General features: G+C 62.9%; 22 protein-coding genes. 11 read left to right on the plus strand and 11 right to left on the minus strand.

Annotated elements, in window-relative coordinates:
* Positions 1–137: 137 nt before the first annotated feature.
* Genes R3X27_RS15525 through R3X27_RS15535 form a run of 3 tightly spaced genes read right to left on the minus strand, consistent with a single transcriptional unit; the run spans position 138 to position 2,643 of the window.
* The gene (locus R3X27_RS15525) at positions 138–896 is read right to left on the minus strand and encodes a 5-oxoprolinase subunit PxpA (RefSeq protein WP_317709786.1); all 759 of its coding nucleotides are present in this window, start codon (positions 894–896) and stop codon (positions 138–140) included.
* The gene (locus R3X27_RS15530; protein ID WP_317709787.1) at positions 893–1,909 is read right to left on the minus strand and encodes a biotin-dependent carboxyltransferase family protein; all 1,017 of its coding nucleotides are present in this window, start codon (positions 1,907–1,909) and stop codon (positions 893–895) included. The genes R3X27_RS15525 and R3X27_RS15530 overlap by 4 nt, the downstream gene beginning before the upstream one ends.
* Positions 1,906–2,643 (minus strand): allophanate hydrolase subunit 1, encoded by a 738-nt coding sequence (locus tag R3X27_RS15535; protein WP_317709788.1) that lies wholly within the window; start codon positions 2,641–2,643, stop codon positions 1,906–1,908. The genes R3X27_RS15530 and R3X27_RS15535 overlap by 4 nt, the downstream gene beginning before the upstream one ends.
* 152 nt (positions 2,644–2,795) lie before the next feature.
* On the opposite strand from R3X27_RS15535, the gene R3X27_RS15540 reads away from it, so the two are divergent.
* Genes R3X27_RS15540 through R3X27_RS15550 form a run of 3 tightly spaced genes read left to right on the plus strand, consistent with a single transcriptional unit; the run spans position 2,796 to position 5,655 of the window.
* The gene (locus R3X27_RS15540) at positions 2,796–3,758 is read left to right on the plus strand and encodes a TRAP transporter substrate-binding protein (RefSeq protein ID WP_317709789.1); all 963 of its coding nucleotides are present in this window, start codon (positions 2,796–2,798) and stop codon (positions 3,756–3,758) included.
* A 57-nt stretch (positions 3,759–3,815) separates the two neighbouring features.
* A complete protein-coding gene (locus R3X27_RS15545; protein WP_317709790.1) occupies positions 3,816–4,340 on the plus strand; it encodes a TRAP transporter small permease in 525 nt (174 codons plus the stop codon).
* 4 nt (positions 4,341–4,344) lie between these two features.
* Positions 4,345–5,655, plus strand: a complete 1,311-nt coding sequence (locus R3X27_RS15550; RefSeq protein WP_317709791.1) for a TRAP transporter large permease subunit — start codon at positions 4,345–4,347, stop codon at positions 5,653–5,655.
* A 19-nt stretch (positions 5,656–5,674) separates the two neighbouring features.
* Here the strand turns inward: R3X27_RS15550 and R3X27_RS15555 are convergent, their stop codons facing one another.
* The 4 genes from R3X27_RS15555 to R3X27_RS15570 form a co-directional block, all read right to left on the minus strand.
* Positions 5,675–6,124 (minus strand): winged helix DNA-binding protein, encoded by a 450-nt coding sequence (locus R3X27_RS15555; RefSeq protein ID WP_317709856.1) that lies wholly within the window; start codon positions 6,122–6,124, stop codon positions 5,675–5,677.
* Positions 6,125–6,325: 201 nt separating this feature from the next.
* A complete protein-coding gene (mutT, locus tag R3X27_RS15560; RefSeq protein ID WP_317709792.1) occupies positions 6,326–6,724 on the minus strand; it encodes an 8-oxo-dGTP diphosphatase MutT in 399 nt (132 codons plus the stop codon).
* Positions 6,721–7,968, minus strand: coding sequence for a bifunctional glutamate N-acetyltransferase/amino-acid acetyltransferase ArgJ (argJ, locus tag R3X27_RS15565; RefSeq protein ID WP_317709793.1), 1,248 nt, complete (start codon positions 7,966–7,968; stop codon positions 6,721–6,723). The genes mutT and argJ overlap by 4 nt, the downstream gene beginning before the upstream one ends.
* A gap of 11 nt (positions 7,969–7,979) precedes the next feature.
* On the minus strand, positions 7,980–8,825 hold the full coding sequence (locus R3X27_RS15570) for a peptidylprolyl isomerase (RefSeq protein ID WP_317709794.1): 846 nt from the start codon (positions 8,823–8,825) through the stop codon (positions 7,980–7,982).
* Positions 8,826–9,005: 180 nt separating this feature from the next.
* Between R3X27_RS15570 and secA the strand changes: the two genes are divergently transcribed.
* The 3 genes from secA (at position 9,006) to R3X27_RS15585 (ending at position 13,819) form a co-directional block, all read left to right on the plus strand.
* Complete coding sequence (gene secA, locus R3X27_RS15575) at positions 9,006–11,699, plus strand: preprotein translocase subunit SecA (RefSeq protein WP_317709795.1); 2,694 nt, start codon at positions 9,006–9,008, stop codon at positions 11,697–11,699.
* A 147-nt stretch (positions 11,700–11,846) separates the two neighbouring features.
* The gene (locus tag R3X27_RS15580) at positions 11,847–12,134 is read left to right on the plus strand and encodes a hypothetical protein (RefSeq protein WP_317709796.1); all 288 of its coding nucleotides are present in this window, start codon (positions 11,847–11,849) and stop codon (positions 12,132–12,134) included.
* A gap of 152 nt (positions 12,135–12,286) precedes the next feature.
* Positions 12,287–13,819 carry a phosphate ABC transporter substrate-binding/OmpA family protein gene (locus R3X27_RS15585; RefSeq protein ID WP_317709797.1) on the plus strand — a complete coding sequence of 511 codons (1,533 nt, stop codon included), beginning with the start codon at positions 12,287–12,289 and terminating at the stop codon, positions 13,817–13,819.
* A 41-nt stretch (positions 13,820–13,860) separates the two neighbouring features.
* On the opposite strand, the gene radC is transcribed toward R3X27_RS15585, so the two are convergent.
* The 3 genes from radC to dnaK form a co-directional block, all read right to left on the minus strand.
* Positions 13,861–14,646 carry a RadC family protein gene (gene radC / locus R3X27_RS15590; protein WP_317709798.1) on the minus strand — a complete coding sequence of 262 codons (786 nt, stop codon included), beginning with the start codon at positions 14,644–14,646 and terminating at the stop codon, positions 13,861–13,863.
* A 51-nt stretch (positions 14,647–14,697) separates the two neighbouring features.
* Positions 14,698–15,852, minus strand: coding sequence for a molecular chaperone DnaJ (dnaJ, locus tag R3X27_RS15595; protein WP_317709799.1), 1,155 nt, complete (start codon positions 15,850–15,852; stop codon positions 14,698–14,700).
* Positions 15,853–15,924: 72 nt separating this feature from the next.
* Positions 15,925–17,838 (minus strand): molecular chaperone DnaK, encoded by a 1,914-nt coding sequence (gene dnaK, locus R3X27_RS15600; RefSeq protein ID WP_317709800.1) that lies wholly within the window; start codon positions 17,836–17,838, stop codon positions 15,925–15,927.
* A 167-nt stretch (positions 17,839–18,005) separates the two neighbouring features.
* Between dnaK and R3X27_RS15605 the strand changes: the two genes are divergently transcribed.
* The 3 genes from R3X27_RS15605 (at position 18,006) to R3X27_RS15615 (ending at position 22,002) form a co-directional block, all read left to right on the plus strand.
* Complete coding sequence (locus R3X27_RS15605) at positions 18,006–18,629, plus strand: alpha-ketoglutarate-dependent dioxygenase AlkB (protein ID WP_317709801.1); 624 nt, start codon at positions 18,006–18,008, stop codon at positions 18,627–18,629.
* Positions 18,630–18,766: 137 nt separating this feature from the next.
* Positions 18,767–20,314, plus strand: coding sequence for an alkaline phosphatase PhoX (locus tag R3X27_RS15610; RefSeq protein WP_317709802.1), 1,548 nt, complete (start codon positions 18,767–18,769; stop codon positions 20,312–20,314).
* Between the two features lie 77 nt (positions 20,315–20,391).
* Positions 20,392–22,002 carry a hypothetical protein gene (locus R3X27_RS15615; protein ID WP_317709803.1) on the plus strand — a complete coding sequence of 537 codons (1,611 nt, stop codon included), beginning with the start codon at positions 20,392–20,394 and terminating at the stop codon, positions 22,000–22,002.
* Positions 22,003–22,035: 33 nt separating this feature from the next.
* Here the strand turns inward: R3X27_RS15615 and R3X27_RS15620 are convergent, their stop codons facing one another.
* Positions 22,036–22,305, minus strand: coding sequence for a cytochrome c (locus R3X27_RS15620; protein ID WP_317709804.1), 270 nt, complete (start codon positions 22,303–22,305; stop codon positions 22,036–22,038).
* Positions 22,306–22,422: 117 nt separating this feature from the next.
* Between R3X27_RS15620 and map the strand changes: the two genes are divergently transcribed.
* Together map and R3X27_RS15630 are read left to right on the plus strand one after the other, a co-directional pair.
* Positions 22,423–23,271: a type I methionyl aminopeptidase gene (gene map, locus R3X27_RS15625; protein ID WP_317709805.1), complete on the plus strand. Its 849-nt coding sequence runs from the start codon at positions 22,423–22,425 to the stop codon at positions 23,269–23,271.
* A gap of 173 nt (positions 23,272–23,444) precedes the next feature.
* Positions 23,445–24,476, plus strand: a complete 1,032-nt coding sequence (locus R3X27_RS15630) for a TRAP transporter substrate-binding protein (protein ID WP_317709806.1) — start codon at positions 23,445–23,447, stop codon at positions 24,474–24,476.
* Positions 24,477–24,569: the final 93 nt, after the last annotated feature.

Genomic DNA, 24,569 nt, shown 5'->3' on the forward strand with positions numbered 1-24,569 from the left:
CGGCACGCCAGTCCGACCAGTTCTTGGTCTTGTACGTCGTTGTCGCCCAGCTGTTTATGCTGCTCGGCTACCACACTGGATTCACGACATGAATCCCCTACGGGGATCTTTACAAAAGAGCCATTCGGGCCGATGGTTCACAACGCACAAACGGCGTTGCCCTCGGCCTCGAGGCGGGCGCGGACATTCGCTGCGATTTCCAGGCTCTCCGGGGTGTCCCCATGGACGCAGATCGTATCCACCCGGCACGGCAGGCGCTTGCCGGAAGCGCAGATAATGGCCTGCTCGCGAACCATCGCAGCCATGTTCGCGGCGGCTTCGGCACCGTCATGGATCATCGCTCCTGCCTGGGAGCGATCCACGAGGGTTGCGTCCTCGTTATAGGCGCGGTCGGCAAAGATCTCGCCCGCCCAGATGCCGCCGAGCGCCTCCATCGCCTCTTGCATTGCGGTGAGCGGCAGGATCAGGATCACCAGGTCCGGATCAAAATCGAGCGCCGTCTCGTAGCAGGCCCGTGCCAGCGCGGCATCTTCGGAGGCCATGTTGGACAACGCGCCGTGGAGCTTGAAGTGGCGCAGCCGGCCCCCGGCTGCGCGGGCCATCGCATCGGCCGCGCCAAGCTGGTAGCGGATCATGTTGCGTAGTGAGGCCTCGGGGAGTGTCATCCGGCGACGACCGAACCCCTGGAGGTCGGGAAAACCCGGGTGAGCACCGAGATTGACGCCCTTCTCCAATGCCAGGGCCATGGTTTTCGCCATCACGTCGGCGTCCCCCGCATGCAGCCCGCAGGCGATATTGGCCGAGGTGATATGCTGTAGCAGCGCCGCATCGTCACCGATGCTCCAGCGGCCATAGCCTTCTCCCATATCCGCGTTGAGATCGATTCGCCGGGTCATGAGCCGTCCTTGCTGTCAAAGATGTCGATGGCCACACCCGAGATCAGGTTCTCTGCCATCAGGATTTCATAGGGGGTACGGTCCTGTTCCTGCAGCCGGGTCAGCGCCGCCGCGTGGAGATGTTCCACCGCATGAAAGGAGGACAGGGCCTCGTCTCGAGTGACGAGTCGAAAGCGGAGCCGCGCGCCTGGCGTAGCCTGCATCACGCGGGGCAGATCCTGCGGCGCGACCGTTCCAATGCGGGGATAGCCGCCGATGGTCTGGCATTCCGGGCCGAGCACATAAGGGGTGCCGTCGCCAGTCACCTGGATGTCGCCCGGGACAATGACCTCGGAGATCAGGTTGAGTCCCCCTGTCGGACGAAAACCCTCACCCTCATGGCCGAGCTTCACACCCTGCCGGTTCGCCCAGGCTGTGCGCGTGAAGCGTGTGGCGAGGAAGCGATTGAGTACGTCTGGCGGAAACAGGGGGGTCTGTGGGCCGGCAAGAATGCGGATCTCGCCGCCGCCGAACCGGTCGTCCTCTGGCAGGGTGCGGGCGAGCAAGCCGGGCTCTGGCGCAGGCCCAATCGGCAGTTCCTCTCCATCGGTCAGAGGCGCGCCGAGACCGGCGGTGAGATGGGCGCCGCGCCCCCCGACCTGCGGGGGCGTCGCGATGCCGCCCGCGAGATGCAGATAGGCATAGTTTCCCTCCGTCGCGGGGCCAAGACGCAGCCGCTCTCCCGGCGCCAGCAGGTGGCAGGCATTCCAGTTGAGGGGCTGGCCGTTTCGGCTGGCCTGTTTCGGAGCGCCGGTGAGCGCGATCCATGTGGGGTCCGTGACCTCGACCTCGATGCTGGCAATGATCTCGAGCGCGGCAAATTCCGGCGATTGGCCGAGCAGAGCGGCCCCTTCGGCCAGCGCGACCGGGTCGGCGGCGCCACCGCGGGACAGCCCTTGGGCGAGAAAGCCCGAACGGCCAAGATCCTGAACGGTGGTGCCGGGACCGGTTCGGTGGAGAATTAGGGACCTCATCGGGCCGGCTCGCAGATTGCGCCGCCATCAGGGGCATCGACGAGGCGACTGAAATCCCGCGCCTCTGCGGCTGTGAAAGTGATCTCGTCGCCGGGCTGCAACGGAAAAGGATTGTCGTGCCCGGGGCGGAAACCGCGAAAAGCGGTCGTGGCGATATGGCGCCAGCCGGTTGGGCTTTCGGCGGGAAAAAGCACGAACTGGCGGATCGCAAGACCGAGCGCACCGGGCGGTACGGTTGTTTTCAGGTCGTCATGGCGCGGCAGGTTCCAGCGCTCGGAGAGCTGGCCGAGATAGGGAAAGCCCGGGGCAAAGCCAATCGTCATGACGCGCAGGCGGGCGGTAGACAATTCTTCGATCGCCGAGGCCGTGTCAGTGCCGGCCATATCGGCCGTGGCGTCGAGTTGGGGGCCATACGCGCCACCATAGACGGTCGGAATCCGCCAGATCCGATGGTCGGCCGGCAAGGGCGCGCTGTACCAGTTCCTTTCGGCGAGCAGCGCGCGGAGCCTGTCTTCGAGCGCGCTGTGCCGATGGGCATGGGGATCGAAGCGAAGATAGACCGCACAAAGGGACGTGGAAGCTTCCTGAACGGAGTCCAGTGCTCCGGCGACGTCGCGGAATGCGAGAGCCGCGCGGTTGGCGGCGTCGTCGAACCGGTCGGCGAATCGCACCAGCAGACCGTCGAGTCCCAAGGAGACGATCTGCGGAAAGCCCGATTCTTGATCTCTTATCACGTCAATGCTGCCTTTTTAGGCGGTTTGTTTTCAAATTCCAAAGGTCTTCGTAGGGTGTAAGTTACAAAACGCTTGAAATTTGTCAACGTATTGTCCCTGATGTCATCATCAACACCCGGACATACCGGGAAGACCCAGCAGGAGTGAAAGAGATGATCAGGTTTGCCGCCCCCGCCCTGGCCGCATTGGTGATTGCCGCACCGGCCACCGCCGAGTCGTGGGACATGCCCACCCCCTATGGCGACGCCACCTTCCACACGCAGAACATCCGCAGCTTCGCGGAAGAGGTCGCGGCGGCGACCGATGGCGGGCTGGAAATCACCATCCACTCGGCCAACTCGCTCTTCCCCCATGCCGAGATCAAGAATGCGGTCCGTTCTCGTCAGGTGCCGATCGGGGAATTCTTCCTGTCGCGCCTGTCCAATGACGACCTCGCCTACGGTCTCGACAGCCAGCCCTTCGTCGCCACCTCCTACGAGGATGCCGCCAAGCTCTGGGACGCCCAGAAGCCGGTCGTGACCGAGCTGCTGGCCAAGGAGGGCATGATGCCGCTCTTCTCGGTGCCGTGGCCGGCCCAGGGCCTCTACACAAATGGCGAGATCGCGACCGTCGAAGACCTCGCCGGCCTCCGTTTCCGCGCCTATAATGCCGCGCTGGAAGAGTTCGCCACGCTGGCCAAGGCCGCGCCGGTGCAGATCGAAGCCGCCGACATCCCGCAGGCCTTCTCCACCGGCCAGGTCGAGGCGATGATCACCTCGCCCTCCACCGGCGCCAACTCCAAGGCCTGGGATTTCGTCACCCATTACACCGCCATCGACGCCTGGGTGCCCAAGAATGTCGTCGTGGTGAACAAGCGTGTCTTCGACAAGCTGGACCCGTCCGTGCAGGAGGCCGTCCTGGCCGCTGCCGCTGCCGCCGAGACCCGCGGCTGGGAGATGTCCAAGGAAGAGGCCGCCGCCAAGACCAAGGTCATGGAAGAGAACGGCATCACCATCGTCCAGCCCTCCGAAGAGCTGGTCTCCGGCCTGCAGGCCATCGGCGCGCAGATGCTGGAGAAGTGGAACGAGACCGCCTCCGACGAGGCGAAGGCCATTCTCGACGCCTACAAGATGTAATCCCGATGGCCCCCCGTTTTCTCGCGGGGGGCCTCTTCCTATCGAGGGGAACCCCCTATGCGACGTGTCCTTGATGCGCTCTACACCGCCGCTGGCGGGCTGGCTGCGCTCAGTATCCTGGCGATCTGCCTGCTCGTCTCGGCCCAGGTGGGGCTGAACATCCTCGCGCGGATCGGAGGGCCGTCGCTCTCCTACACGATCCCCTCTTATGCCGATTTTGCTGGTTTTGCGCTGGCGGCGGCAAGCTTCCTCGCCATGGCCTACACGTTGCGGGCCGGGGCGCATATCCGGGTGAACCTGCTGGTGTCGCGGCTGCCGCCGCGCGGCCAGTGGATCGCCGAGATCCTGTCGCTCGCCCTCGGCGGGGCGATGGTCGGCTACGCGACCTGGTTCTCCGTGTTGCTGCTGGCCGAAAGCCTGCATTACGGCGACACCTCGCCGGGCATCGTCGCCGTGCCGCTCTGGATTCCGCAGACCACCATGGTTGTCGGCCTCGGCCTGCTGACCCTGGCGCTGCTGGACACGCTGGTCGAGTCGCTGCGCAGCGGTCGCCCGGTCCTCATCGATTTCGGATCGGAGTAAGATCATGGCCGAACTTTCCGATCCCGTCATATTCGGCATCCTCCTCACCCTGCTGATCGCGCTCCTGGCCTCCGGCCTCTGGGTGGCACTGTCGCTGATGATCATGGCTTTCGTCGCCATCGTCGCCTTTTCCAACGCGCCTGCCGGGCTGGTGCTGGCCACCACACTCTGGGGCCACAGCCATTCCTGGCCGCTGGCCGCCCTGCCGCTCTTCATCCTGATGGGCGAGATCCTGCTCCGATCCCGGCTTTCGGAAGACATGTTCTCCGGCCTCGCCCCCTGGCTCACCCGGATGCCGGGACGGCTGCTGCATGTGAACGTGCTTGGCTGCGCCATCTTCGCCGCCGTCTCCGGCTCCTCGGCCGCGACGGCCGCCACCATCGGGCGGATGTCCGTGCCGGAACTCAAGGAGCGCGGCTACCCTGAAGACCTGATCCTCGGCACGCTCGCCGGCTCGGCCACGCTCGGCTTCCTGATCCCGCCCTCGATCATCCTGATCGTCTATGGCGTGGCCACCGAACAGAGCATCGCCCGGCTCTTTATCGCCGGCATCCTGCCCGGCGCGATGCTGGTCTGCCTCTTCGGCGGTTACGTGATGCTGCGCGCGTGGATGTCGCCGGCATCGATTCCGAAAGAGGACGACACGATGTCCTTTCGGGAGAAACTTGTCGCCTCTCGTCGTCTACTGCCGGTGATGCTGTTGATCATCGGCGTGATCGGCACGATCTATACCGGCGTCGCCTCGCCGACCGACGCGGCGGCCGTGGGCGTTGTGCTGGCCACCGTGCTGGCGGTGATGACCGGCAGTTTCGGCCGTAAGGAATTCACCGCAGCGCTGATGTCGGCCACACGCACCTCCTGCATGATCGCCCTGATCCTCTTCGGCGCGGGCTTCCTCGCTATCGCCATGGGTTTCACCGGCATCCCGCGCAACCTTGCCACCTGGATTGGAACCTTCGACCTCTCGCCGGGCGCCTTGCTGGCGGTGCTGACGGTATTCTTCGTGTTGCTGGGCTGCTTCCTCGACGGGATCTCCGTGGTGGTGCTGACCACTTCGATCATCCTGCCAATCGTGCAGGCCGTCGGGATCGACCCGCTCTGGTTCGGCATCTTCCTCGTGCTCGTTGTCGAGATGAGCCAGATCACCCCGCCGGTGGGCTTCAACCTTTTCGTCATACAGGGGCTGACAGGGATCGACATTCTGCGGGTCGCCAAGGCAGCGTTGCCCTTCTTCCTGCTGTTGATGCTGGGACTGCTGCTGATCACCGTCTTCCCGGGCATCGTGACCATGCTGCCCAACGCCATGGGGAACTGATGCCGTCAGGGCGGCGGCATCAAAGGGATGCTGCCGCCCGGCTTGCCTGATCGTATTGCCCCGAAAGCGTCCGCAGGAAGGAGGCCACGGCGCGCAACTGTTCGCCGTCATTGCCACCCTGCAGAAGCGGCTCGAGCAGGCATTGCTCCCGGATCTCCCGGTACCTGTCGCACAATCCGCGCCCCGATTCCGAGGCGCTGTAAAAGACTTCCTTGCCGCGTTTCTCGGACACCAGAAGATCCGCCTTCATCAGCTTTCGCAGCGCATAATTCACCGTGTGCATGTCCTCGATATTCAGAAGAAAACAGATGTCGGACAGACGCTTCTCCCGGTCGCGGTGATTGACATGGTGAAGGACGAGAATCTCCAGCGGCCCGAGATCGGCGCCCCCGGCGGCACTCATGCAACGCTGCATCCAGCGGTTGAACGCATTGTGGGCAATGATCATGCCATATTCGAACTCTGACATCTCCCAACCCTCTCCTTCGGCGAGATGGCGGGAAGAAACGATGCGGCGTGGCGCGGTGCTGGTCACGTTCTTATCCAGATATCATTGATGTTTCATCGACATATTACCAACGTCAGGATGAATTGCGAGAGGGCAACGTTTCGGAAACGCCGTCCTCGTGCGCAATTTCTCAGAGTTTACCGCGACGTCCGACCGTGCGGATCAGAGCCAGTCCCGGATATGTGGAATCAATGGGATATCGGCCTCGGGCATCGGATAGTCGCGCAACGCCTCCCCACGGACCCATTTCAGCGCCTGCCCCTCGCAGGACACCGGCGTGCCATTCCACTTACGGCAGATGAAGAGCGGCATCAGCAGGTGAAAGCTCTCATAACTGTGGCTCGCAAAGGTCAGCGGCGCGAGGCAGGAGGCCCAGGTGTCGATGCCAAGCTCTTCCTGCAACTCGCGGATCAGGGCGGCTTCGGGCGTCTCTCCCGGCTCGACCTTTCCGCCGGGGAACTCCCAGAGCCCGGCCATGGACTTGCCGTCCGGGCGCTGCGCCAGCAGCACCCGTCCGTCGACATCCACCAACGCGACCGCAGACACGAGAACCGTCTTCACGAGCGGTAATCCGCGTTGATGGAGATATAGGCGTGGGTCAGATCGCAGGTCCAGGCGGTGAACGCACCGCGCCCCAGCCCGAGATCGACCGAGAGCAGCAGTTCCGGTTGTTTCATATAGGCCGCGCCAGCCTCTTCCGTGTAGCTCTCGGCCACCCAACCCTTCTCGGCAACGAGGATATCGCCAAAGCGGATCGTCAGGCGATCGCGATCGGCCGGGGCGCCGGACTTGCCAACGGCCATGACGACGCGGCCCCAATTCGGGTCCTCACCGGCGATGGCTGTCTTGACCAGCGGCGAGTTGGCGATGGCCATGGCGACCGTTTTCGCATCGTCGTCAGAGGTGGCGCCCGCAACCCGGATCTCGAGGAATTTCGAGGCACCCTCGCCATCCCGCACGACCTGGTGCGCAAGATCGAGCATGACCTCGCCCAGAGCACCGACAAAGGCCCGGCCCGGTGCGCTCTCGATGTCATCGATCTGTACCGCGCCCTGTCCGGTTGCGGCCAGAAGCAGCGTGTCGGAGGTGGACGTGTCGCCATCGACGGTGATGGCGTTGAAGCTGGTTTCCGTGAGCGAGGAGAGCGCTTGTTGCAACAGTGGCTGCGGCACACGCGCATCGGTAAAGATGTAGACCAGCATGGTCGCCATGTCGGGCGCGATCATACCGGAGCCCTTGGCGATGCCGGCAAGACGAATCTCGCCCGCCGCAGTCTCAATCACACGCCCCGCGCCCTTGGGATAGGTGTCCGTGGTCATGATGGCCTGCGCGGCCTCGGCAATGCCATTGTTGGCGAGCCCGGCAACCAGCGTCTCCAGCTTGGTGGTTATCCGGTCATGCGGCAGCCGTTCGCCGATCACGCCGGTCGAGGCAGTGAAGACGCGCGCCGTTGGCACATTTGCCGCCTCGGCGACAGCCAAACAGATTGCCTTGACCGATCTCTCACCGGCTGCACCGGTGAAGGCATTGGCATTGCCGGAATTGACCAGGATCGCAGCACCCGCTTCCGGGGCGGCGCCGGCGGCCAGCTTGGCCTCGCAATCAAGCACCGGGGCCGAGCGGGTGGACGAGCGGGTGAAAACGCCCGCCACAGCGCTGCCCGGCGCCAATCGCGCCATCATCACATCGGAACGGCCGGCGTAGCGCACCCCCGCTTCGACAGCGGAGAACTCCGCTCCGGCGATCTCCGGCAGATCCGGGAAGGCCTCAGGGGCGAGCGGCGAGACGGGGTGCGATCCGGCCATCTGTGCCTCCGTTACTCGGCCAGGAGATCGACACTGTCGAGCAGGCTGGGGTCGAACTCGGCTTCGGGATAAACCACCTCGGTCTTTTCCATCGCCATTTCGAGCGCGGTCTCGACCGTCGCCGTCTCGATCTCGGCTGCCAGGTCGCCCCGGACCTCTTCGAGCGGCGGCGCATCGGACAAGCGGGTTTCGAAGAGCTTGACGACGTGCCAGCCGAACTGGGTCTGAACCGGGTCGGAGACGCTGCCGGCCTCCAGCGCCATCACCGCATTCTCGAACTCCGGCACCATCATGCCTTCGCCGAACCAGCCAAGGTCACCGCCGCCGGGGCCGGAGGGGCCGGTCGACTTCTCCATCGCCAGCGCCGCGAAATCGGCACCCCCATCGAGATCGGCCTTGATTGCCTGCGCGTCTTCTTCGCTCTCGACGAGAATATGCGCAGCGTGGAACTCCTTGGACGGCTCGGCATCGGCAAACCGCGCGTCGTAGGCGGCTTGCAGCGTCTCTTCAGTCACGGCCTCCTGCACCGCCTTGCCGATGGCCTCGCCGGCGAGCAATCCGGAGATCGCGTTATCAATGGCGAATTGCGTCGCCGGGGTCACCTCGGCGCCAAGAGACTGGGCCATGGCGTTCTGTTGAACGAGCTGATCCAGCAGGCCCTGCCACAGAACGTCCGCTTCCAGCTGCTGGTATTGCGCCGGCAAAGTGCTGCGCGCGGCGACCATGTGACCGATGGTGATTTCGGCCCCACCAACGGTTGCCACGACCGTATTGGCGGTCTCGTCAGCGGCCTGCGCAGGCAGGCTCGCGCTCATCGCGAGGGCAAAGAGCCCGGCGCCCCAGGTTTTGTTGGTCATCGACATCGTGATCAGCTCCTTCGAGGCCGCGCCCCTGCGCAGCGTTGACACTCACAAGGCGCGCCCTTACATCGCGGATGGTCCGGGAGACGGGCGGCTCTGCGTTTGATGCCTAGGTAACGCTGCGCGGAAGGGCCGGCAAGGCGTCCTCTCACACGAATTCGTAATGGCGGAGCAGATATGCTGGGATTTGGAACGATCGCGAAAAAGGTCTTTGGTACGCCCAATGACCGCAAGATCAAGGCAACCCGCCCCGTCATCGACAGGATCAATGCGCTGGAGCCGGAATTCGAGAAGAAATCCGACGAGGAGCTGATCGCCGTGACGCGGGCTTTGCAGGAACGCGCACGGAATGGCGAGGATCTCGACTCGTTGTTGCCGGAGGCCTTTGCCAATGTGCGCGAAGGTGCCAAGCGGGCGCTTGGCCTGCGCGCCTTCGACGTCCAGCTCATGGGCGGCATCTTCCTGCATGAGGGCAATATTTCCGAGATGAAGACGGGCGAGGGCAAGACGCTTGTCGCTACCTTTCCTGCTTATCTCAACGCGCTTGGCGGTCATGGCGTCCATATCGTCACTGTCAACGACTATCTCGCCAAGCGGGATGCGGAGTGGATGGGCAAGGTCTATGCTCAGCTCGGCATGACCTGTGGCGTTGTCTACCCGCAGCAGCCCGAGGCCGAGAAGCTCGGCGCCTATGGCTGTGACGTGACCTACGCGACCAATAACGAGCTCGGCTTCGACTACCTTCGGGACAACATGAAAGCCGAACTGAAGGATGTCGCCCAGAAATACCACAATTTCGCAATCGTGGACGAGGTCGACTCGATCCTGATCGATGAAGCCCGGACGCCGCTGATCATATCCGGCCCCTCCCAGGACCGCTCCGAGCTTTACCGAACAATCGACAAGATCATCCCCGAGGTGCAGCCCGCGCATTACACGCTCGACGAGAAGACGAAGAATGTCACCTATACCGACGAGGGCAACGAGTTCCTCGAGGAGCGGCTGACGCAATACGAGATCCTTCCCGAGGGGCAGAACCTCTACGACCCCGAGAGCACGACACTGGTGCACCACATCAACCAGGGCCTGAAGGCGCACAAGCTGTTCCAGAAGGACAAGGATTACATCGTCCGCAACAACGAGATCGTTCTGATCGACGAGTTCACCGGCCGGATGATGGCCGGTCGACGCCTCTCCGACGGCCTGCACCAGGCGATCGAGGCCAAGGAAGGCTGCGAGATCCAGCCCGAGAACGTGACGCTGGCCAGCGTCACCTTCCAGAACTATTTCCGCCTCTATGACAAGCTCTCCGGCATGACCGGCACGGCGCTGACCGAGGCCGACGAGTTCATGGAGATCTACGCGCTCGGCGTGGTCGAGGTTCCGACCAACCTGCCCGTTGCGCGCGAAGACGAGCATGATCAGGTCTACCGGACCGGCGACGAAAAGTTCAACGCGGTGATCGAGGAGATCAAGAAGTCGCACGAAAAGGGCCAGCCGGTCCTTGTCGGCACGACCTCGATCGAGAAATCCGAACTGCTCAGCCAGATGCTGAAGAAGGAAGGCGTGAAGCATAACGTGCTCAACGCCCGCCAGCACGAGCAGGAAGCGCAGATCGTCGCCGATGCCGGCAAGCTCGGCGCCGTGACCATCGCCACCAACATGGCCGGCCGCGGCACGGACATCAAACTCGGCGGCAATGTCGAATTCAAGGTGATGGAGGCGATCGCCGCCGATCCCGAAGGCGATCCCGAACAGATCCGCGCCGCGATCGAGGCGCAGCACAAGGATGACGAGGAAGCCGTGAAACAGGCCGGCGGGCTCTACGTGCTCGCCACCGAGCGCCATGAAAGCCGCCGGATCGACAACCAGCTGCGCGGTCGCTCCGGCCGTCAGGGCGACCCCGGTAAATCCTCCTTCTTCCTCAGCCTCGAAGACGATCTGATGCGGATCTTCGGCTCCGAAAGACTCGATTCCATGCTCAAGAAGCTTGGCATGAAAGAAGGCGAGGCGATCGTGCACCCCTGGGTGAACAAGTCGCTGGAGCGTGCACAAGCGAAGGTCGAGGGCCGGAACTTCGACATCCGCAAGCAGCTCCTCAAGTTCGACGACGTGATGAACGACCAGCGGAAGGTCATCTTCGGTCAACGTCGCGAGATCATGGAGTCCGAGGATCTTTCCGATATCGTGCAGGACATGCGGCACGAGGTGGTCGACGAGTTGGTCGATCAATACATGCCGAAGAAGACCTATGCGGACCAATGGGAGACCGAGAAGCTCTATGCAGATGTGATCAAGCATCTTGGCGTCGATGTGCCGGTGATCGAATGGGCGGATGAAGAAGGCGTCGATGACGGTGACATCCGAGAACGCCTCTACAAGGCCTCGGACGAGTTCATGGCCCAGAAGGCCGTGGATTTCGGCCTTGAACAGATGCGCTCCATCGAGAAGCAGCTCCTGCTGCAGACCATCGACGGCAAGTGGCGTGAGCATCTGCTGACGCTGGAACATCTGCGCTCCGTTGTCGGTTTCCGCGGCTATGCGCAGCGCGATCCGCTCAACGAGTACAAGAACGAGGCCTTCCAGCTCTTCGAGAGCCTGCTCGACGGGCTGCGCGAGGAAGTGACCGAGAAGCTCAGCCAGATCCGCCCGCTGACCCCCGAGGAGCAGCAGCAGATGATGGCACAGATGATGGCGCAGCAGGCGGCGATGCAAAAGGCAACCGACGCCAAGGATGCTGCTGCCGGGAAAGACCCGCTGGTCGCTGATTTCGACGAGAACGATCCCTCGAGCTGGGGCAATCCGGGCCGCAATGACCCCTGTCCTTGTGGCTCCGGCAAGAAGTTCAAGCACTGCCACGGCGCTTTCTGAGCCACATACTATCCCGAAATGAACAACAATCCCGGCAAATTGCCGGGATTTCTCTCCCGTGGGGCCAAATGCAGCCCTTCGCGTGCCACGGCCCCGCCCAATTTCGAGGGTATTGATCGAGCAAGCGTGTTCCCTCAGGAGGCAGCCTTGCAGATCCCCCGATCCATCACAGTGGCCGTTGCGACCTTCCTGCTGACCTTTTCCGCGGGCTATCTTGCGCTCAATGCCGACGCTCTCGCCGCACGGTTCGCCGGAGCGGAATCGGGCACGCCCATGCGGCTGGACACCTCTGTCTCCGTCACCCGTGTCGCCCGCGCAGCCCCCAGCGGGGAAGAGATCTACCTGCCAGAGGATCCCCTGGTCGAACAGCTTCCACGCCCGGCGCCACAACTCTACGAACTTCGGCTCCCCGAGGATGGGTCCGAGCTCCGCTGAGCCCGCACATAACCGATGCAAAACCGACTCAACCGGCTTTCCTCTTTCCGACAGGCCAAATCGCTTGTTGAAGCCCATGCCCTTCGTCCCGAATATCGCCGCCAACAAAGGCAGGCCGATCCGTCACCATGGGACTAACAAGACTTTGCGCTGTGGTTCTCGCGCTTCTCCCACTCGGGGCACCCCCCGCATTGGCGCAGGATGCCTTTCTCACCTCTCGCGATGGCTCGATCAGCCTGGAAGGCGACATGCTCGGTTTCGACGGCGCGTTCTATCGGCTGCGGACCGATTTCGGCGTCATCACACTTGATGCCGAAGGCGTCTATTGCGAGGGGCCGGGCTGTCCCGACCTGATCCATCCGATCGCCGAAATCCGTTTCTCGGGCGAGGCCTCCGTGGGCGACATCCTGCTTCCAGCCCTGCTCGAAACCTTCGCCGCCCGCAGTGCCCTTCTGGCGAAGCGGCTGGAGACTGGACCGGACAGCTTCAGCTATCATCTCGTCGATCCGACCGAAGGCCGGCTCGTTGGCCGGTTCCACTTCTCCCTGAACGATTCGACGACCGGCATCGCCGACCTGATCGCCGATCGCGCCGACCTCGCCATGGCCAACCGCATCGCGACCGCTGACGAGATTGCCGAGGGCAAGAAGGCCGGGTTTGGCGATCTGACAGCGCCGCGCCGGGCGCGGATCGTGGCGCTGGACGGGCTCGTGCCAGTCGTTTCACCGCATAATCCGATCCGCCGGATCAGCTTCGAACAGCTCGAGGCGATCCGCGCCGGTACGTTGCTGGACTGGGCGGGGTTGGGCGGCACCGCCGCGCCGATCGACCTGCATGAGCCAGTCTCCGATGGCAGCGTCGAGCAGATATTGCCGTCGCCGAAGAGATCTCCGGGAAAGGACAGCCAGGGCTGGCTGGTGCGCCACGAATCCGGAGCCGGGCTGGTGGATACGGTTGCCCGAAGCCCCGATGCGCTTGGCCTGGCGCGCTTCTCGGACCTTGGCAACGCCCGGCCGCTGGAATTGACCGGCAATTGCGGACGCCAGATCTCCCTCTCGCGTGAGGCACTGAAATCCGAAGACTACCCGCTGCCGCTGCCGCTCTATCTCTATGTTCCGCCGCGCAGACTGCCGCTTTTGGCGCGCGAGTTCCTTGACTGGCTCAATACGCCAGCCGCCGGCATGGCTGTCCGACGCGCGGGATATGTAGATCAGATCGCCGTCGAGATCCCGCTTGCCGCACAGGGCGAACGGCTCGCCAATGCGATCGCAGCGGCGGGCGACGAGGTTCAGATCGAGGACCTGAAGGCAATGGTCGGGGCAATGGTCGGGGCGCAGCGTCTGACATCCACCTTCCGCTTCCAGAACGGATCGACCCAGCTTGACCCACAATCGGAGGGGAACCTAGACCGCCTCGCTCGCCAGATCGAGATCGGCAGCTATGACAATCGCGAAATTCTTCTGGCCGGCTTCTCTGATGGGCTCGGCCCGGCGGAAACGAACCAGGCCCTGTCGCTGAAGCGCGCCGAGGTGGTGGCGGAAGCGCTGCGGTTGGCGGCCCCGCTTGCGGACTGGAACCGGGTGGTGCTGAGCGCTGTCGGGTTCGGGGAAGCGCTGCCGCTTGCCTGCGATGACCACGAACGTGGACGCAAGACCAACCGCCGGGTCGAGGTCTGGCTTCGCTAGGCGTCGGCGCGACGGCTTCGGCACTGTCCGCTTTAATCGACCTACTCCGTATCGGGCCTCAGTAGTTCGGCTTCGCGGAAGCTGAACTCGTCTTCCCGACCGATGATCAGGTGCTCATGGACCGTCAGGCCGAGTGCTTCGGCAGCCCGCAAGATGGCCTGTGTCATGGAGATATCCGCCGATGAAGGGGTTGCATCGCCGGAGGGATGGTTGTGGACAAGGATCAGCGCCGACGCATTGAATTCCAGCGCTCGCTTGACCACTTCGCGCGGGTAGACAGGGACGTGATCCACCGTGCCCTGCGCCTGCTCCTCATCGGCCAGCAACGCGTTCCTGGCGTCGAGGTAGAGCACGCGGAACTGTTCCGTTGCCCGATGCGCCATGGTCGTGTGGCAATAGTCGAGCAACGCGTCCCAATTGGACAGGACGTGGCGGTTCAAGATGCGGGCTCGGGCCATGCGATGCGCCGCAGCTTCCACGATCTTGAGGTCCTGTACGACGGCCGGACCGACACCCTCGATCTCCAACAGCCGTCCCTCGGGTGCCGAGACCACCTCGTTGAAGTCGCCGAATTGCTCCATGAGCCGGTTGGCCAGCGGCTTGACATCCTGACGGGGCATGGCGCGGAAGAGGAGGAGTTCCAGCAATTCGTAGTCCGGAACGGAGGCGGCACCGCGTTCCGCGAAACGGGTCCGCAGGCGATGACGATGATCGTGGAGATAGGATGGTTCCCGAGTGCTTGACGAAGCCGAAGGATGCGCCTGCGGAAGATCTGTCAGGGCGAAAAGCGGCAGAGCCGAGTCAGCAAGGGCCTGGGTATGTCTCATAGGGAGATCTAAGCCCAGGCCCTTGAATTTAGGGTTAAGAACAAAAGGCGATCAGCCTTTCATCTCGTCCCAGAAATTCTTCACCTTGGAGAAGAAGTTCGAGGAGCGCGGGTTGTTCTCCATGCTGAGCTCGTCGAACTCGCGCAGCAACTCCTTCTGCCGGGTGGTCAAGTTAACCGGAGTCTCGACTATCATCTCTATGAACATGTCGCCCGAGCCGCCTCCGCGCAGGGTTGGCATGCCCTTGCCGCGCAAGCGCATCTGCTTACCGGTTTGCGATCCGGCCGGAACTTTCACGCGGCTGCGGCCACCATCGATGGTCGGCACTTCGATATCTCCACCCAGCGCGGCAGACGCGACCGAGACCGGGACCTGGCAGAAGAGATGTTGCGCATCGCGATTGAAGATTTCGTGCTCTGCAACCTCGATAAAAATGTAGAGATCTCCCGACGGCCCGCCTCGCGTCCCCGCATCACCCTCGCCGGCGAGGCGGATGCGCGTCCCGGTCTCGACCCCGGCAGGGATATTGACCGAAAGAGACCGCTCCTTCTCGACCCGGCCATTTCCATGGCAGGTCTGGCAGGGATTCTTGATGCTCTGGCCAAGGCCGTTGCAGGTCGGGCAGGTCCGCTCGACGGTGAAGAAACCCTGCTGCGCGCGCACCTTGCCCATTCCCGAACAGGTCGGGCAGGTGATCGGTTCCGCGCCACCTTCCGCGCCGGTACCCGAACAGGCAGAACAGGCGACCGAGGTCGGCACGTTGATCGTCTTCTGGACGCCGGCGAAGGCCTCCTCCAATGTCACGCGTAGGTTGTAGCGCAGGTCCGAGCCGCGCGCGGCGCGCTGGCGTCCGCCACCACGCTGGCCGCCCATGAAATCGCCGAAGAGATCGTCGAACACATCCGAGAAGGCAGAAGCGAAATCGCCCTGGCCATGGAAACCGCCGCCGCGCGGGCCGCCGCCGCCACCGCCCATGCCGCCTTCGAAGGCAGCATGGCCGAAGCGATCATAGGCTGCCTTCTTCTCCGGGTCCTTCAGGATGTCATAGGCTTCGTTCGCTTCCTTGAACTGGGCCTCGGCATCGGGATTGTCTGAATTGCTGTCTGGGTGCAGTTCCCGGGCCTTCTTGCGAAAGCCCTTCTTGATCTCGGCTTCCGAGGCTCCACGCGCGACGCCCAGCACCTCGTAATAGTCACGTTTTGCCATCGGTTATCCTCTCGCCTCCATGACGTGAGCCGGCCCGGTTTCCCGGACCGGCCCGCTGGAGGTTCTAATGGCTCAGCGCTTCTCGTCGCCGAGATCTTCGAAGTCGGCATCGACAATGTCTTCATCGACACTGCTCGGCTCATCCTCACCCTCGGGCGCGGCTTCGCCAGCCTTTTCCTGCTCGGCCTTGTAGATGGCCTCGCCAAGCTTCATCGCGGCTTCGGTCAGGTTCTGGATGCCGGACTTGATCTTGCCAAGGTCCTCGCTTTCCAGCGCTTCTTCGAGCGGACCCATCGCCAGCTCGATCGCCTCGACGGTGGACGGGTCCACCTTGTCAGAGTGATCGGAGAGCGACTTCTTGGTCGAATGCAGCAGGCTCTCGCCCTGGTTCTTCGCCTCGACCAGCTCTTTCTTCTCCTTGTCCGCCTCGGCATTGGCCTCGGCGTCCTTGACCATCTGGTCGATCTCGTCGTCGTTGAGACCACCGGAAGCCTGGATGGTGATGACCTGCTCCTTGCCGGTGCCCTTGTCCTTGGCGGAGACCGACACGATGCCGTTGGCGTCAATGTCGAAGGTTACCTCGATCTGCGGCAGACCGCGCGGCGCCGGCGGGATGTCTTCCAGGTTGAACTGGCCGAGCATCTTGTTGTCCTGCGCCATCTCGCGTTCGCCCTGGAACACCCGGATCGTCACGGCGTTCTGATTGTCCTCGGCGGTCGAGAAGATCTGGCTCTTCTTGGTCGGGATCGTGGTGTTGCGATCGATCAGACGGGTGAAGACACCACCCAGCGTCTCGATGCCGAGCGACAGCGGGGTCACGTCGAGCAGGACCACGTCCTTCACATCACCCTGGAGAACGCCGGCCTGAATGGCGGCGCCGGAGGCAACGACCTCGTCCGGGTTCACACCTTTGTGCGGCTCCTTGCCGAAGAACTTGGTCACTTCCTCGACGACCCGCGGCATACGGGTCATGCCGCCAACCAGAACGATTTCGTCGATCTCGTCAATGGACAGACCGGCATCCTTCAGCGCAGCCTGACAGGGCTTGATCGACTTCTTGATCAGGTCGCCCACGAGGCTTTCCAGCTTGGCGCGGGTCAGCTTCATCACCATGTGCAGCGGCGTGCCGCCATTGGGGTCCATCGAGATGAAAGGCTGGTTGATCTCGGTCTGCTGGCTCGAGCTGAGCTCGATCTTGGCCTTCTCGGCGGCTTCCTTCAGGCGCTGCAGGGCCATCTTGTCTTTCGACAGATCGACGCCGTGCTCCTTCTTGAACTCGTCGGCCAGGTACTGGACGATCCGCATGTCGAAGTCTTCACCGCCGAGGAACGTGTCCCCGTTGGTGGATTTCACTTCGAACAGGCCTTCGTCGATCTCGAGAATCGTGACATCGAAGGTACCGCCGCCGAGGTCATAGACCACGATCGTCTTGGTCTCTTCCTTGTCGAGGCCATAGGCCAGCGCTGCCGCGGTCGGCTCGTTGATGATACGCAGCACTTCGAGACCGGCGATCTTGCCGGCGTCTTTGGTGGCCTGACGCTGGGCGTCGTTGAAATAGGCGGGAACCGTGATGACGGCCTGCGTGACATCCTCACCGAGATAGGACTCGGCGGTCTCTTTCATCTTTTGCAGGATGAAGGCGGAGATCTGCGAGGGCGAGTATTTCTCGCCACGGGCCTCGACCCATGCGTCGCCATTGCCGCCGTCGACAATCTCGAAGGGCACGATCTTGCGGTCCTTCGCGACCGCCGGGTCATCCTCGCGGCGACCGATCAGGCGCTTGACGGCGAAGATGGTGTTCTCGGGGTTCGTGACGGCTTGCCGCTTGGCGGGCTGGCCCACGAGCCGTTCATTCTCAGTAAAGGCGACGATCGACGGGGTCGTACGTGCACCTTCGGCATTCTCGATCACGCGGGGCTGCGACCCATCCATGATGGCGACGCAGCTGTTCGTCGTACCGAGGTCGATACCGATGACTTTGGCCATGTAAAAGTACCTCTCTTGGCGATGTTGCGGGGCGCGGGCCCTGTCAGGCTCCCGAGCCCCAATCCCATATTAACCGGCAGGGTGGCTCCCTTGCCGAGCATCCCGGGGTATATAGGAGTGCAGTCTCCCCCCTGCAAGCCGCGATGCGCCGCCGATATGAGGCAATAATGGTGAAGAAATCGAAACCAACGCCAACAATGACGATTCGCGGTGTCCGCCTGTTTCAGGGTCTGCTGAGTCGTGAGGTACAGACGGAAATGCTGGGGCAACTGCGCGAGATCGCCCGCGCCGCGCCCTTCTTCCGCCCCGTTACCTCGCGCGGGCAGAATATGTCAGTACGCATGACCTCTGCCGGCACGGTCGGCTGGATCAGTGATCGTCGCGGCTATCGTTACGAAACGCAGCATCCGGACGGGAAGGACTGGCCGCCGATCCCGGAATCGATCCTCTCGGTCTGGACCAGCGTGGCGCCCGACGCGCCCCTCCCCGATTCCTGCCTGATCAATTTCTATGATCCCGATGCAAGGATGGGCATGCATCAGGATCGCGACGAGACCGATCTCGACCAGCCCGTCGTCTCGATCTCGCTGGGCGACGAGGCGCTCTTCCGGATCGGCAACCTCACACGCGGCGGAAAGACCGAGTCGGTGTGGCTGAACTCCGGCGATGTGCTGGTGATGGGCGGCCCGGCGCGTCTGGTCTATCATGGAATCGACCGGATCCGCCCCGGCTCCTCGCAGCTCCTGCCCGACGGCGGGCGGATCAACCTGACTCTGCGGGTTGCGCGCTGACAGCGGCTGTGTTGCGCCGCATCGCGAATTTCGGCCGGATTGAGCCGCTGTCACAAATCCGTATCACAAATCTGTTCAATGGGCCGCAGCAAGAAAGGGCGGCAATCAGGTCGCCGGTTTCAGCCAACGGAGAGACCATGAAAACGTCCATCGCCTCCGCGCTTCTCCTGACAAGCGCCCTGACCGCCCCGGCCTTCGCCGAGAGCCTGACCCGCGTGGCCACCGTGCCGCTCGGCGGCGAGATCACCGGCATGTTCCTGGAAGGCGAAGACCTGTTCTTCAACGTCCAGCACCCGGCCGACGATCTCGGCAACACCTTCGCCAAGGCCACAGTCGGCGTCATCGCCAATGCCGATTTCGACGGCGGCGCACTGGCCGTTCCGGAAGGCGACGACATGAAGGTCGTCACGTCGACCCTCGGCGAATTCCAGGTCCTCGTCCAGGAAGGCGATTTCGGCAAGATCGGCCATATCGTCGGCGCCGGCGGCGAGATCAAGGTCTCGAATGACCCTGATTTCAACGCTTATGTCGCCACCGGTGACGGTGAAGGCTACCTCTTCTCCAATTGGGAAGACCGCCCCGGCGGCATGTCCCGCGTCAAGCTGATGCGCGCCGAAGATGGCGCCTACTCGGTTGACGAAGCCGATTCGATGATGATCGACTTCTCCGCCGTTCAGGGTACCTGGGTGAACTGCTTCGGCACGCTGTCGCCCTGGTCGACCCCGCTGACCTCGGAAGAACTCTATTTCGACACCACCGCCGACTGGAACAACGCCGAGTACAAATATATCGACGGCGTCGAGGCCCTCGCCTCCTATGTCGGCAACTGGCCCAACCCCTACCGCTACGGCTATATCGTCGAGATCACCGATCCGACGGGCAGCGCCAACCCGGTGAAACATTTCACCATGGGCCGCTACAGCCACGAGAACTCGGTCGTCATGCCCGACGACAAGACCGTGTATCTCTCCGATGACGGCACCGACGTGGTTGTCTTCAAGTTCATCGCCGACACTGCCGGCGACCTTTCAGCCGGCACGCTCTTTGCCGCCAAGATGACCCAGACCGCCGAGCCCGGTGCCGACGCCGCCACCACCGCGTTCGACATCGAGTGGATCGAACTGGCCCATGGCACCAACACCGACATCGAGGGCTGGATTGCCGAGTATGACGGCATCACCAAGGACGACTACACGGCCGACGCCACCTCCTACATCTCCGATGAGGACGTTGCCGCCTGGGCCGCCGGCGAGGCCGCCGACGACCGCGTTGCCTTCCTCGAAAGCCGCAAGGCTGCTGCCGCCAAGGGTGCGACCGCCGAGTTCCGCAAGATGGAAGGCGTGAACATCAACTACGAGGCGGCCAAGGACGGGTCTGTGCCGTTCATGTACATGGCGATGTCGGAGGTCGCGAAGGGCATGTCCGACGCCGAGGGCGACATCCAGGTCTCCGAGGTCAAGTGCGGAATCGTCTACGAGATGCCGCTCGAGGCCGATTTCAATAGCACCAAGATGATCCCTGTTGTTGCCGGTGGCGCTTATGACAAGAACGCCGAGGCCAATGCCTGCGACGTGAACGCCATCTCCAACCCGGACAACCTGCTGGTGCTGGCCAATGGCGACGTGCTGATCGGTGAAGACACCGGCAAGCACGAGAACAACGCCATGTGGCTGTGGAAGAAGTGATCCTGTCCCAGACGGGATGAGCACCTTTGGGGCCGGGTAAAACCCGGCCCTTTTTCCCTTCAAGGAGCACGTAAGACATGAACCGCTTCGCCGTTCTTGCCCTGACACTTTCTCCGTTTGGCGCAAGCGCCGCCGACCTCTCGGCCTTGACCGACACGAAGATGATGGAACTACGCCCGAATTCTCAGGCGATGGCCGAGGCGCGCCGGATCTATAATCCGGAAGCCCCGATCCCGCCGATGTGCTACACCAAGATCGAGGGCAAGCATAATCCCTGCTATGTCTGTCACCAGTCGAATGACGACCAGACGCGAACCAATTTCATGCAGGATGGCGACCTGCAGGCCGAATATGCCTTCTCCGAGGACGGCCTGACCAACCACCATGTCAATCTCTTCATCGACCGCTCGGTAGACGTCGCCGCGATCTCCGACGCGGAGATCCTCGATTGGATCGAGCAGGACAATTACTCGGACCTTACCGGCCGGCTCGACGCCGCCGGGTTCGAAGGCTGGATTCCGGACCTGGCGGGTTTCGAGTATATGTCGGAGGCTTTCGACGCGGACGGCCTGGCCAAGGACGGCTCCTGGTGGGTCGCCTTCAACTACAAGCCGCAACCCTCGACCTTCTGGCCCACCAATGGCTCGACCGACGATGTGCTGATCCGCCTGCCGGTACGCTTTTACACCACCGCTGATGGCGTGGAGAGCCGGGACGTCTATTTCGCCAATCTCGCGCTGGTCGAAATGGCCTTCCAGGACCTCGACCGCGTCTCCCTGCCCGACGTGGACGAGACCGTGATCGGCACCGATATCGACGGTGACGGCACGCTCGGCATGACCAACCAGATGAAACGTCGGGATTCCTATCTCGGCGCGGCCTCGGGCGAACCCGTCATCCGCATGAACTATCCCGAGCGCACCGACTTCCTGCATTCGGTCCGCTATGTCGGGATCAACGAGGACGGCTCGATCAAGACCGCGCGGCGGATGAAAGAGCTGCGCTACATGGTCAAGTCGCGCCAACTCTCCATCCCGCAACTCGCCTCCCGCTACGGCAACGAGATCCAGGAGAAGCTCGACGAGAACCTGCCGCGTTATATCGACCTGCGCGATCGCGGCATGGATAACGGCATGGGCTGGACCCTGCTTGCCTGGATCGAGGATGCGGACGGCACGCTGCGCCGCCAGACCAATGAAGAGACCTTCTTCTGCCGCGGCTGCCACACCTCCGCCGGCGCAAATATCGACCAGACATGGGCCTTTCCGCGCAAGATGACCGGCGCGGCGGGCTGGGGCTATATCGACCTCAAGAGCCAGATGGACGTGCCCACGCTCGGCGAGGAGATGGGCGAGATCGCGCTCTACCTGCAACGTGCGGGCGGCGGCGACGAGTTCCGCTCCAACACCGAGATGCGTGACCGTTGGTTCCGAAAGGACGGCTCGGTCGATCTGGAGGCGATGGACGGCAAGACCGTCTATGACCTGATCACGCCCTCGCGCGATCGTGCCCTCCAGCTCAACAAGGCCTACCGCGTCCTCGTCTCCGAACAGAGCTTCCTCTTCGGCCGTGACGCAACCGTAACCCCGCCGGTCAATGTCCACGCAACCATCGACGAGGCCACCGCCCCGACCCTGCCGCCGGAATTCCGCTACGAGCATGACATTCGTCTGAACTGGGATCAGTAAGCGCCGGGCGCCGGGCCGCTCCCGGTTCGGCGCCTATTCCAGCACTGCGAGATAGTCCTTGAGAGCGACGACCTCCGCATCCGTGAACGCGAACTCGGGCATCTGATCGAACCCCGGCAGCGCGCGTTCGAGCTGCGTTCGGGTCGCGCCACGAATATCGGGAGAGATATCGTCATCGCCTTGCGCGGTATCGCCGTGGCACTCGACGCAGTTGTCCCGGTAAAGATCCTTTCCCGACGGTACGTCCTCGGCCAACGCAGGGAATGCGGCGGCGATCAGGATCAGAACTGTCAGGCGATTCATGCGGATCTCCACGGTCTTGCGCGCGATTTCGTTCGCAAAGCTATACCGGGTTTATGTGAGTTTCATGATAGTTCGCCAAAGGCGGTCGTGATCTGGCAATTTCCCGAGGACAGCCTTATGTTCCGCCCGAACAACACGACCATGATAGAGGTTCACGTGGACGATTCCCGCGCACGGCTGACAAAAGACGGCATTCGGCTCTACGAACAGGCCGATTTCCCGGGCATGCATGCGGCCGGAAAGCTGGCCGCCGATATTCTCGATCGCGTGGCCGAGCTTGTCGTCCCCGGCCAGACCACGGCCTTTATCGACAAGGCTGTCGAGCAGATGGTGACCGATGCCGGCGCGACCTCGGCGACGATCGGCTACAAGGGTTACCAGCACGCGACCTGCATCTCGGTGAATCATGTCGTGTGCCACGGCATTCCCGGCGACAAGAAGCTGCATGACGGCGATATCCTGAATATCGACGTGACCGTCATCGTCGATGGCTGGTTCGGCGATACCTCGCGGATGTATGTGGCGGGCAAGCTGCCGCGCAAGGCCGAGCGCCTCGTGCAGGTGACGCATGATGCGCTGTTCAAAGGTATCGAGGCGGTCAAGCCGGGCAATACATTCGGCGATATCGGCCACGCGATCCAATCTTACGTCGAGGCCCACCGCATGTCCGTCGTTCGCGATTTCTGCGGCCACGGACTCGGGCGCGTCTTCCACGCCCCGCCCAATGTGCTGCATTACGGGCGCCCCGGCACCGGCCCGACCCTCGAAGAGGGCATGATGTTCACCATCGAACCGATGGTCAATCTCGGGCGCCCCGAGACCAAGGTGCTCTCCGATGACTGGACGGCGGTCACCCGGGACAAGTCCCTTTCGGCCCAGTTCGAGCATTCCATCGGCGTCACGGCGGACGGATTCGAAATCTTCACCCTCTCGCCGGCCGACAAGTTCCACCCCACCTGGGGCTGAGTTGCATCGGAAACCCGGTTTCCGAACCGCGCCCATACATGTCTCACCCTCGCGTGACCTGACGTTTTCTCTGACACAGAGCCTGTTGTGGCTGCGGCTTCCGTTTCGTAAACACGTCCAGCGCCTGCCGTCGGCGGCGTTCCGGATGACATTCACGACAGGAGACTCGTCTCGTGCCCATCACCCTTCGCAGCCTCGCCCTCGCCGCAACCGTCGCCACATCGGCCGGTCTTGCCTCGGCACAGGAAGTGACGCTGCGCTTCCAGCACTTCGTTTCGCCGAAATCGGCCAACCCGACCTATTTCATGGCGCCCTGGGCGGAAGCGATCGAGGCGCAATCGGACGGACGCATCAAGGTCGAGCTCTATCCGACCATGGCGCTCGGCGGGAAGGCGCAAAGCCAGTATGACATGATCCGCGACGGCGTGATCGATGGTGGCTGGGTCATCCCGGGCTACCAGCCGGGCCGGTTCCCCGAGGCCGAGGCGTTGGAACTGCCCTTCATGATGCCGAAATCGGGCGAGAAGAGCTCGGTTGCTGCCTGGAATTTCACCCAGAAACACCTGATGGACGATTTCGCCGATGTCCATCTGATCGCCGCGCATATGCACGGCCCCGGCATTGTCCACAAGAAGGGCGGCGCGATTGGTCAACTCGAGGATTTTGACGGGCTGCGCCTGCGCGGTCCCTCGCGCCCGGCCACGATGCTGCTCGAAAAGCTCGGCGCCAACCCGGTTGGTATGCCGGTCCCCGCCTTCCCCGAGGCACTGGCCAAGGGTGTGCTCGATGGCGGTGTGATCACCTGGGAGATGTCGCCCTCGCTCAAGCTCAACGAGCTGACCGACAGCCACACGGACGTCGCCGGCAACAAGGCGCTCTACAACCTGTTCTTCATCTGGGCGATGAACAAGGACAAGTACGAGAGCCTGCCGGACGATCTCAAGGCGGTGATCGACGCCAATTCCGGCCTGATGGCCTCCGCATGGGCCGGCAAGGCGCATGACACAGGCGATGCGGTCGGCCGTCAGGTCATGGCCGATGACGGCAATGAAATCGCCGAGCTGAGCATGGAGGAAACTGCCCGGATCAAGGCTCTCGGCGAAGAGGTCGTGACCGATTGGACGATGGATGTCAGCAAGCGCGGTCTTGAGGGCTCGACACTTGTCAACGATGTCCGCGAGATGGTCGAAGAGGTCATGCAATAGGCACATCGCATACAGACCAAATGAAAACGGCGTCCCTTGCGGACGCCGTTTTCATTTCCGACAGACTGTATCAACAGGCGCCAACCTGAGCGC

The sequence above is a fragment of the Tropicimonas sp. TH_r6 genome (genome assembly GCF_033101155.1).
Lineage (GTDB): Bacteria > Pseudomonadota > Alphaproteobacteria > Rhodobacterales > Rhodobacteraceae > Tropicimonas.

Excerpts from the sequence above, each read along its gene's own strand:
- R3X27_RS15530 (WP_317709787.1), bottom strand. The coding sequence starts at position 1,909 with ATGAGGTCCCTAATTCTCCACCGAACCGGTCCCGGCACCACCGTTCAG.
- argJ (WP_317709793.1), bottom strand. The coding sequence starts at position 7,968 with ATGGCCGGATCGCACCCCGTCTCGCCGCTCGCCCCTGAGGCCTTCCCG.
- R3X27_RS15615 (WP_317709803.1), top strand. The coding sequence starts at position 20,392 with ATGAACCGCTTCGCCGTTCTTGCCCTGACACTTTCTCCGTTTGGCGCA.
- R3X27_RS15525 (WP_317709786.1), bottom strand. The coding sequence starts at position 896 with ATGACCCGGCGAATCGATCTCAACGCGGATATGGGAGAAGGCTATGGC.
- R3X27_RS15610 (WP_317709802.1), top strand. The coding sequence starts at position 18,767 with ATGAAAACGTCCATCGCCTCCGCGCTTCTCCTGACAAGCGCCCTGACC.
- R3X27_RS15550 (WP_317709791.1), top strand. The coding sequence starts at position 4,345 with ATGGCCGAACTTTCCGATCCCGTCATATTCGGCATCCTCCTCACCCTG.
- R3X27_RS15605 (WP_317709801.1), top strand. The coding sequence starts at position 18,006 with ATGGTGAAGAAATCGAAACCAACGCCAACAATGACGATTCGCGGTGTC.
- R3X27_RS15555 (WP_317709856.1), bottom strand. The coding sequence starts at position 6,124 with ATGTCAGAGTTCGAATATGGCATGATCATTGCCCACAATGCGTTCAAC.
- R3X27_RS15545 (WP_317709790.1), top strand. The coding sequence starts at position 3,816 with ATGCGACGTGTCCTTGATGCGCTCTACACCGCCGCTGGCGGGCTGGCT.
- secA (WP_317709795.1), top strand. The coding sequence starts at position 9,006 with ATGCTGGGATTTGGAACGATCGCGAAAAAGGTCTTTGGTACGCCCAAT.
- radC (WP_317709798.1), bottom strand. The coding sequence starts at position 14,646 with ATGAGACATACCCAGGCCCTTGCTGACTCGGCTCTGCCGCTTTTCGCC.
- R3X27_RS15540 (WP_317709789.1), top strand. The coding sequence starts at position 2,796 with ATGATCAGGTTTGCCGCCCCCGCCCTGGCCGCATTGGTGATTGCCGCA.
- R3X27_RS15620 (WP_317709804.1), bottom strand. The coding sequence starts at position 22,305 with ATGAATCGCCTGACAGTTCTGATCCTGATCGCCGCCGCATTCCCTGCG.
- dnaK (WP_317709800.1), bottom strand. The coding sequence starts at position 17,838 with ATGGCCAAAGTCATCGGTATCGACCTCGGTACGACGAACAGCTGCGTC.
- map (WP_317709805.1), top strand. The coding sequence starts at position 22,423 with ATGTTCCGCCCGAACAACACGACCATGATAGAGGTTCACGTGGACGAT.
- dnaJ (WP_317709799.1), bottom strand. The coding sequence starts at position 15,852 with ATGGCAAAACGTGACTATTACGAGGTGCTGGGCGTCGCGCGTGGAGCC.
- R3X27_RS15570 (WP_317709794.1), bottom strand. The coding sequence starts at position 8,825 with ATGACCAACAAAACCTGGGGCGCCGGGCTCTTTGCCCTCGCGATGAGC.